Consider the following 7,717-nt stretch of genomic DNA (forward strand, 5'->3'; position numbering starts at 1 on the left):
CCAACAACCCCTCGCGCGCACTCAAACACCGTCTGGACAAGCAACTCTATGCCCAGCGCCATCTTGTCGAATGCTGCTTTTCCAAGCTCAAGCAGTTCCGCCGCGTCGCCACCCGCTTCGAGAAAACCGCCCGGAATTATCGCGCTGTCGTTACCCTCGCCGCCATCGTCCTATGGCTCAGGTAACTGTCCACACCACCTAGGGTCTGTTCCACTTAGACTCGATCCAGTTCAGATTGAACCGGATCGAGTCTGGATTTTGTCAGTTTTCCGTGATTTCCGAGCCGGCAGATGACTCCATCCGCCTCGAAATCACTCTAGGCTGAACCGCTCATCCCGAGTAGCCGTTGAGCGAAGTCGAAATGGCGTATCGAAGGACTGTCCTTCGATACGGGTCTTCGCCAAGCTCAGCCCCTACTCAGGATGAGCGGGTGACGATTCGATCTGAACGGGGTCGAGCCCAGCGTTGTTTCAGTGCTCGAACGCGGGGCGCGGATGCGCCCGCCGGCGCCTGACGTTAAAAGCTCGGTACCGGCGTTTCTCCCGAATAGTCGTAGAAGCCCTTGCCGCTCTTGCGGCCGAGCCAGCCGGCTTCGACCATCTTGAGCAGGATCGGCGCGGGGCGGTATTTCGGATCGCCGAAGTCACCCTGAAAGACGCGCAGCACCTCGAGGATGGTATCGAGGCCGATCATGTCGCACAGCGTCAGCGGGCCCATCGGATGGCCGGCGCCGAGCTTCAGGCCGGCGTCGATGTCGGGGATCGACGCAAGCCGTTCGCCGGCGGCGAAACATGCCTCGTTGAGCAGGGGCACCAGGATACGGTTGACCACGAAACCGGGGCTGTCGACGGCGATGATCGTCGTCTTGCCGGTACGCCGGCCGAACTCCTGCGCCGCGGTGATCGAGCTGTCGCTCGTCGCGAGCCCCTTGATCAGTTCGAGCAGCGGCATCAGCGGCACGGGATTGAAGAAGTGCATGCCGATGAAGCGCGCCGGATCGGGCGCCGCCTGGGCGAGCCGCGTGATCGAGATCGACGAGGTGTTGGTGGCGAGGATCGCGGTGGGGCTCAGTACCTTGCCGATGCTATCGAAGATCGTCCGCTTGACTGCTTCACGCTCGGTCGCGGCCTCGATGATCAGGTCGGCCGCCCGCATCGGCTCGAGATCGGCGACCGGCACCAGCAGGTCCACGGCGCGATCGCGCTTCTCGGCTTCCAGCTTGCCGCGCTCGACCGCCTTGTCGAGCATCTTGACGATTCCGGCCTTGCCCTTGGCGGCGACGTCGAGCGACACGTCCGACAGGAGCACCTTCATGCCGGCCTGCGCGGCGATCTGGGCGATTCCGGCTCCCATCTGTCCCGCGCCGACCACTCCGATGATGTCCATATGCTGCCTCCGCCATGATGCTTCGCCGCCTGTTATCGGGCGGACGCCTCCGCCGCAATCGGCATGTCCCATTCGGAGAGGACGGCGGGATCCTGCTCCACGGGCCGCCGTCTCGCCCGTTCGTCGCCGAAGCCGGACGGGTCGAGTCGCGACAGCGCCCAGATGGCGGCGCCCCGCACGATCGGCGCGGGATCGTCGAGCAGGCGCCGGATCGCCGGCAGCAGCGCCGGCAGCGTGCTGTTGCCCGCGGCGATGGCGGCGTTGCGGACCATCCGGTCCCGGCCGATCCGCTTGATCGGTGAACCTGCGAAGATCGCGCGGAAGCTGGCATCGTCGAGGCGGAGCAGGTCAGCGAGCTCGGGAGCGGCCAGTTCGGCGCGGCCGGCAAAAGCCCGGTTCGCGGCGGCATGTTCGGCGAATTTGTTCCAGGGGCAGACGGCGAGGCAATCGTCGCAGCCATAGATGCGATTGCCGATAGGCGCGCGGAATTCCGGCGGAATGGGGCCGCGATGCTCGATGGTGAGATAGGAGATGCAGCGGCGCGCATCGACGACATAGGCGCTGGGGAAGGCGTCGGTCGGGCAAGCGGCCTGGCAGGCATTGCAGCTGCCGCAGCGATCGTCATGCGCCTCGTCGGGCGGCAGGTCGAGCGTCGTCATGATCGCGCCGAGGAACAGCCAGTTGCCGAAGTCGCGCGAGACGACATTGCTGTGCTTGCCCTGCCAGCCGAGTCCCGCCGCCGTCGCGAGCGGCTTCTCCATCACCGGCGCGGTATCGACGAACACCTTCAATTCGCCGCCGCCGCGCTCGATCAACCAGCGCGCGAGCGCCTTGAGCGCCTTCTTCACGATATCGTGATAGTCGGCCCCCTGCGCATAGGCCGAGATTCGCCCGATGCCGGGCTCGCCGGCGAGCCGCATCGGGTCCTCGCGCGGGGCGTAGCTCATGCCGAGCATGATCAGGCTGGCGGCTTCGGGCCACAGCGCCTGCGGCCGGCCGCGCTGCCCCTTGCGCGCTTCCATCCAGTCCATCGAACCATGTGCGCCCGACGCCAGCCAGGCATCCAGCCGGGCCGCGCTCTCCGGGGCGGCATCGGCGCGCGCAAAGCCGCAGGCGGCAAAGCCCAGTGCCAGCGCCTCGGCGCGGATCGCTTCGCGCAACGCGAACGGGTCGTCGATGGTCATCGGCTCCTAATCTAGGGATGTTGCGTAACCTTCGCCAAGGTTGATGCGTATCTGCTCCATTCCCACATGGGCGCGAGAGGAGAGGCCGGATGATCGATCGCAGGACAGTGCTGGGCGCAGGGATGGCGACGGCGGTTGCGGCCATCATCGCGGGCAGGGCTATGTCGGCGCCGCAGGAGCGGTTCGAGGTCAGTCTCAGCGACGCCGAATGGCGCAAGCGGCTGAGCCCGGCCGCCTACCAGACCCTGCGCCACGAGGCGACCGAACCGCCCTTTTCGAGCCCGCTCAACAAGGAGCATCGCGTCGGCACCTTCACCTGCGCGGGCTGCGCGCTGCCGCTGTTCGCGTCGCGCACCAAGTTCGACAGCGGCACCGGCTGGCCCAGTTTCTGGGCGCCGCTGCCCAAGGCGGTTGAAACCAGTACCGATCATCTGCTCGGCTTTGCCCGCACCGAGGTGCATTGCCGCCGCTGCGGCGGCCATCTCGGCCATGTCTTCGACGACGGCCCGCCACCCACCGGCAAGCGCTATTGCATGAACGGCGTGGCGCTGGCGTTCGTGCCGAAAGGCTGAACCACCTTCGACCTCTGCCTCGTCGTCATCCCGGCGAAGGCCGGGATCTCAGGAGAATAGCGCGGCGCGTAACCTACCGCGATCCCGGTCTCCGCCGGGATGACAGACCCTCCTTGGACAGGACACGAAAAACCCGGCCTCCTTGCGGAAGCCGGGCTTTTTTCCCATCTGATCCGGGGATCAGCTGAGCGGGGTGAGGTTCACCGCGGCATATTTGCCGCGACGATCGACCTCGAGTTCGAACTCGAGTCGGTCGCCCTCGTTGAGGTTGGTCATCCCCGCGCGTTCGACCGCCGAGATGTGGACGAAGGCGTCCGGCTGTCCATCGTCGCGCTGGATGAAGCCGAAGCCCTTCATCGCGTTGAAGAACTTGACCGTTCCGCTCGCCTTCTCGCCGGTGAGCTGCCGCGAAGGGCCGCCACGCGGAGCGCCGCCGGCGGCGCCAGGACCACCGAAGCCGCCTTCGCGAGGCTCGCGCGGGGCGCGTTCCTCGACGGCCATCGGCTCGCCGTCGATCTTGAGATCGGTCGCCGAGACCCGGCCGCCGCGATCGACGAGGGTGAACTCGAGCGGCTGGCCATCGGCCAGACCGGTCAGCCCCGCCTGCTCGACCGCGGAGATGTGAACGAACACATCCTCGCCGCCATCATCGCGGACGATGAAGCCGAAGCCCTTCTGGCCATTGAAGAATTTTACGACGCCTTTGCCTTCGCCGATGACCTGGGCAGGCATGCCGCCACGGGCTCCGCCGCCGCCACCGCCGAAACCACCGCCGCCGCCGCCGCCGCGGAAACCGCCACCGCCGCCGCCGCCGAAGCGATCACCGCCGCCGCCACCGCCGCCGAAACGGTCACCGCCGCCTCCATAACCGCCGCCGCCACCGAAGCGATCACCGCCACCGCCGAAACCGCCTCCACTATAGCCGCCGTAACTCTCGTCACCGAAGCCGTCGCGCTTGTCCCTGCCGCCGCGCGGACCGCGCTTACCTCTATCGAAACCCATGCCTTGCAGTTCTTCCCGAATCTCGCCCCATATCTCGAAAGGATCATGCGCCGGGCGCGGGCGCATCATCCTCCGGGCGTGAAAACCAGTCGCGCCAAAGATAAGCCATAAAGCAATTAGCGACCGGCTGCGAGCGCTTTCACGGCCGATAGCCCCCCGAAGTTACGCCGACAGGACCGAAAGTGAGGCCGGATCGAGAATGTTACCGTGTTTTCTCACGGTTCCCGGCTTCGCTTGGCGCACGATTCGCCGCAAGGGGCTTGCCGAGTCGCAGGACGTATCCGACGTCCGGCGAAACTCCCGGCTTATCCCCCGCTGAACGACCTGAAGGACATCATGCCCGATCTCGCCGCCATTTTCGCCGACCCCGCCAACTGGGCGGCGCTGGCCGCCCTGGTGACGATGGAGGTGGTGCTCGGCATCGACAACCTCATCTTCATCTCGATCCTCACCAACAAGCTGCCCGAGCAATATCGCGCGCGGGCCCGGATGATCGGCATCGGCCTCGCGCTGGGCCTGCGGCTGGTGCTGCTCAGCCTGATCGCCTTCATCGTCACGTTGACGCGGCCGGTGTTCGAGGCGTTCGGCCATCCACTGTCGTGGCGTGACATGATCCTGATCGCAGGCGGCCTGTTCCTGGTGTGGAAGGCGACCAAGGAGATCCACCACAACGTCGACCATGACGACGAAGGCGACATGTTCGACGCGAAGAAGGCCGGGCTCGGCTTCGGTGCCGCGATCGTCCAGATCATCCTGCTCGACCTGGTCTTCTCGATCGATTCGATCATCACCGCGGTCGGCATGACCGATCATGTCCCGATCATGTTCATTGCCGTGATCGCCGCCGTCGGCGCGATGATGACCGCGGCCGGCCCGCTGTCGCGCTTCATCGAGAAGAATCCCACGGTGGTGATGCTCGCGCTCGCCTTCCTCTTCATGATCGGCATGACGCTGATCGCCGAGGGCTTCGGCGTCCATGTGCCGAAGGGCTATATCTATGCGGCGATGGCTTTCTCGGCGCTGGTCGAAAGCCTGAACATGGTCCAGCGCAAGGCCCGCAGGAGGCGGGCGCAATAGCGCCGTGGCGCGCGCCGCCGGCGCGGGGGTTCTTGCCCTGCCCCCGTCGGAGCCTTAAGGCGGCGCGATGACAGTTTATTTGCACCAGGAGGACTTGCCCGAAGGCGTTCTCGCGCCCGGGCCGGTTGCGGTCGATACCGAGACGATGGGGCTGGTCACGCCGCGCGACCGGCTGTGCCTCGTCCAGATCTCGGATGGCGGCGGCGACGAGCATCTCGTCCGTTTCGCCGCCGGCAGCGACTATGCCGCGCCTAACCTGCGCGCCGTCCTGGCCGATCCCGAACGGATCAAGCTCTACCATTTCGCGCGGTTCGATCTCGCCGCGATCAAGCATTATCTCGGCGTGGTGGCCGCGCCGGTCTACTGCACCAAGACCGCGTCGCGGCTGATCCGCACCTATACCGATCGCCACGGCCTCAAGGAGCTGGTCCGCGAGCTGCTCGGCCAGGAAGTGTCGAAGCAGCAGCAAAGCTCCGACTGGGGCGCGGCCGAGCTGTCCGACGCGCAGAAGGACTATGCCGCATCCGACGTGCGCTATCTCCACGCGATGCGCACGATCCTCGACGAGCGGCTGGTCCGCGAAGGCCGCATGGCGCTGGCCCAGGCCTGCTTCGACTTCCTGCCCGCCCGTGCCGAGCTCGATCTCGCCGGCTGGCCCGAGATCGACATCTTCGCGCATGTCTGAACTGGCCGATCGCGCCAGGAGCGAACGCCAGCTCTGGGCCGCGACCGGCAGCAGCCATGACCGCGTCATCGCGATCCTGCGGCTGGTCCTGCCGGTGGCGATCGTCGCGCTGGTGATCCTGCTCGCCCTCGCGCCGCTCACCGTCGGCCGGGACATCAGCTTCGTGCTGTCCAAGGACCGGGTCGACGTCGCGCGCGAGCGGATGCGCGTCACCGCCGCCACCTATCGCGGCCAGGATTCGAAGGGTCAGCCCTTCGAGCTCAACGCCGCCTCGGCGGTGCAGGTCTCGTCGCGCGATCCGGTGGTGCGGCTGCAGAAGCTCGCCGCGACGATCCGGCTCGAGGATGGCCCGGCACGGGTCGACGCCGGGCATGGCCGCTACGACATGGACAGCGAAAAGGTCGCGATCGACGGTCCGGTGCTGTTCCGCTCGGCGGACGGTTACCGCATCGAGACGCGCGACGTCGGCATCGATCTCAAGAGCCGCACCGCCGCGAGCAAGGGCCCGGTCGACGGACGGATGAACATCGGGACCTTTTCAGGCGACCGCTTCACCGCCGATCTGAACTCGAGGGTGGTGGTGCTGGAGGGGCGCGCGCGCTTGCATATCGACCAGCGGCGGGCCAAGTGAGCGGCGACATGACGAGCGGAAGGAACGAAGGAATGCAGCGTGCGGTGCTGGCGAAAACGCTGCTGGTCGCGCTTCTCGCCGGGGCGGCGGCGTCCGCTTCGGCGCAGGCCGTGTCCGCCCTCAAGAATCATGATGCCGGCGCCCCGGTCGATTTCGCCGCGGACCGGATCGAATTGCAGGACCGTGCCGACCGTGCGGTGCTGACCGGCAATGTCGACATCACCCAGGGCGACATGCGGCTGCGCGCCAGCCGCGTCACCATCGCCTACACCTCTGCCAACCAGACCCAGGTCACCCGCATGGACGCCTCGGGCGGCGTCACCCTGACGAGCCGCACCGAAACCGCGCGCGCCCAGTTCGGCATCTATGACCTGCGCAGCCGGCTCGTCACGATGATCGGCGGCGTCGTGCTGTCGCGACCCGGCCAGGGCGAGACCCGCGGCAACCGCATGGTGCTCAATATGAATACCGGCCTGGCCACGCTCGACGGCGGCGCGGTCGGCGGCAGCGGTGGCGGCCGCGTGACGGGCCGCTTCACGCCCCCGCCCCGTGCGGCGGCAGCGCCCAGCAAGAACTAGCGCCCTTTTTTCAAGTAAACCGCTCATCCTGAGTAGGGGCTGAGCTTGGCGAAGACCCGTATCGAAGGACGGTCCTTCGATACGCCACTTCGCCAAGCTCAGTAGCTCCTCAGGACGAGCGGTGTCTTGCTCAGCTCGAACAAAACAGACCCTAGCCTCTCAACGCCCGCAGCCCCGCGCGGTAGTCCGGGTAGCGCGGCGTCCAGCCGAGCAGGCGTTTCGCCTTGCCATTGGCGACGCGCCGGTTCTCGCCATAAAAAGCGCGGGCGGCGGGCGACAAGCCGGCGTCTTCAAGTGCCAGCAGCGGCGGATAGGGCAGGCCGAGCAGGTCGCACGCCGCCTCGATTACCCGGTTCTGGGCGACCGGCAGGTCGTCGGCAAGATTATACGTGCCCGCCGGCCCCCGCTCCAGGCTGGCCAGCACCCCGCCGACGATGTCATCGACATGGACGCGGCTGAACACCTGTCCGGGCAGGTCGATGCGATGCGCCGCGCCGGCCGTCACCCGGTCGAGCGGCGAGCGGCCGGGGCCGTAAATGCCGGGCAGCCGGAATATGCGGGCTTCGCGGTGGAGCGCCGCCCAGGCGCGGTCGGCGGCGGCG

General features: G+C 67.0%; 10 protein-coding genes. 6 read left to right on the forward strand and 4 right to left on the reverse strand.

The genetic code is table 11. The features are described 5' to 3' along the window. Positions 1–185: transposase (locus AC1DPF_RS18730; RefSeq protein WP_477962898.1), on the forward strand; the 185-nt coding region annotated here is incomplete at its 5' end. Positions 186–516: 331 nt separating this feature from the next. Here AC1DPF_RS18730 and AC1DPF_RS18735 read toward each other — a convergent pair. Both AC1DPF_RS18735 and queG read right to left on the reverse strand, forming a co-directional pair. After that, positions 517–1,386 carry a 3-hydroxyacyl-CoA dehydrogenase family protein gene (locus tag AC1DPF_RS18735; RefSeq protein ID WP_477867945.1) on the reverse strand — a complete coding sequence of 290 codons (870 nt, stop codon included), beginning with the start codon at positions 1,384–1,386 and terminating at the stop codon, positions 517–519. Between the two features lie 32 nt (positions 1,387–1,418). Then, positions 1,419–2,570, reverse strand: a complete 1,152-nt coding sequence (gene queG, locus AC1DPF_RS18740; RefSeq protein WP_477962900.1) for a tRNA epoxyqueuosine(34) reductase QueG — start codon at positions 2,568–2,570, stop codon at positions 1,419–1,421. Between the two features lie 89 nt (positions 2,571–2,659). Between queG and msrB the strand changes: the two genes are divergently transcribed. Beyond that, positions 2,660–3,142, forward strand: coding sequence for a peptide-methionine (R)-S-oxide reductase MsrB (msrB, locus tag AC1DPF_RS18745; protein ID WP_477962902.1), 483 nt, complete (start codon positions 2,660–2,662; stop codon positions 3,140–3,142). A 180-nt stretch (positions 3,143–3,322) separates the two neighbouring features. Here the strand turns inward: msrB and AC1DPF_RS18750 are convergent, their stop codons facing one another. Next, entirely contained in the window at positions 3,323–4,144 is an 822-nt protein-coding gene (locus AC1DPF_RS18750; RefSeq protein ID WP_477867951.1) for a cold-shock protein, read from the reverse strand. A 336-nt stretch (positions 4,145–4,480) separates the two neighbouring features. Here AC1DPF_RS18750 and AC1DPF_RS18755 point away from each other — a divergent pair, with 336 nt between their 5' ends. The 4 genes from AC1DPF_RS18755 to AC1DPF_RS18770 all read left to right on the forward strand — a co-directional run bounded on the left by AC1DPF_RS18755 (position 4,481) and on the right by AC1DPF_RS18770 (position 7,115). Beyond that, positions 4,481–5,221: a TerC family protein gene (locus AC1DPF_RS18755; RefSeq protein WP_477962904.1), complete on the forward strand. Its 741-nt coding sequence runs from the start codon at positions 4,481–4,483 to the stop codon at positions 5,219–5,221. 67 nt (positions 5,222–5,288) lie between these two features. Then, positions 5,289–5,906 carry a ribonuclease D gene (locus AC1DPF_RS18760; RefSeq protein ID WP_477867955.1) on the forward strand — a complete coding sequence of 206 codons (618 nt, stop codon included), beginning with the start codon at positions 5,289–5,291 and terminating at the stop codon, positions 5,904–5,906. Next, on the forward strand, positions 5,899–6,537 hold the full coding sequence (gene lptC / locus AC1DPF_RS18765) for an LPS export ABC transporter periplasmic protein LptC (RefSeq protein ID WP_477867957.1): 639 nt from the start codon (positions 5,899–5,901) through the stop codon (positions 6,535–6,537). Before AC1DPF_RS18760 ends, lptC begins: the two co-directional genes overlap by 8 nt. 32 nt (positions 6,538–6,569) lie before the next feature. Next, positions 6,570–7,115 carry an LptA/OstA family protein gene (locus tag AC1DPF_RS18770; protein WP_477962906.1) on the forward strand — a complete coding sequence of 182 codons (546 nt, stop codon included), beginning with the start codon at positions 6,570–6,572 and terminating at the stop codon, positions 7,113–7,115. Between the two features lie 151 nt (positions 7,116–7,266). Here AC1DPF_RS18770 and AC1DPF_RS18775 read toward each other — a convergent pair. Then, the coding region (locus AC1DPF_RS18775) for a Rossmann-fold NAD(P)-binding domain-containing protein (RefSeq protein WP_477962908.1) at positions 7,267–7,717 on the reverse strand (451 nt) is incomplete at its 5' end.

It is taken from the genome of Rhizorhabdus sp. P4_G6, from assembly GCF_056401045.1.

Excerpts from the sequence above, each read along its gene's own strand:
- AC1DPF_RS18735 (WP_477867945.1), bottom strand. The coding sequence starts at position 1,386 with ATGGACATCATCGGAGTGGTCGGCGCGGGACAGATGGGAGCCGGAATC.
- queG (WP_477962900.1), bottom strand. The coding sequence starts at position 2,570 with ATGACCATCGACGACCCGTTCGCGTTGCGCGAAGCGATCCGCGCCGAG.
- msrB (WP_477962902.1), top strand. The coding sequence starts at position 2,660 with ATGATCGATCGCAGGACAGTGCTGGGCGCAGGGATGGCGACGGCGGTT.
- AC1DPF_RS18750 (WP_477867951.1), bottom strand. The coding sequence starts at position 4,144 with ATGGGTTTCGATAGAGGTAAGCGCGGTCCGCGCGGCGGCAGGGACAAG.
- AC1DPF_RS18755 (WP_477962904.1), top strand. The coding sequence starts at position 4,481 with ATGCCCGATCTCGCCGCCATTTTCGCCGACCCCGCCAACTGGGCGGCG.
- AC1DPF_RS18760 (WP_477867955.1), top strand. The coding sequence starts at position 5,289 with ATGACAGTTTATTTGCACCAGGAGGACTTGCCCGAAGGCGTTCTCGCG.
- lptC (WP_477867957.1), top strand. The coding sequence starts at position 5,899 with ATGTCTGAACTGGCCGATCGCGCCAGGAGCGAACGCCAGCTCTGGGCC.
- AC1DPF_RS18770 (WP_477962906.1), top strand. The coding sequence starts at position 6,570 with ATGCAGCGTGCGGTGCTGGCGAAAACGCTGCTGGTCGCGCTTCTCGCC.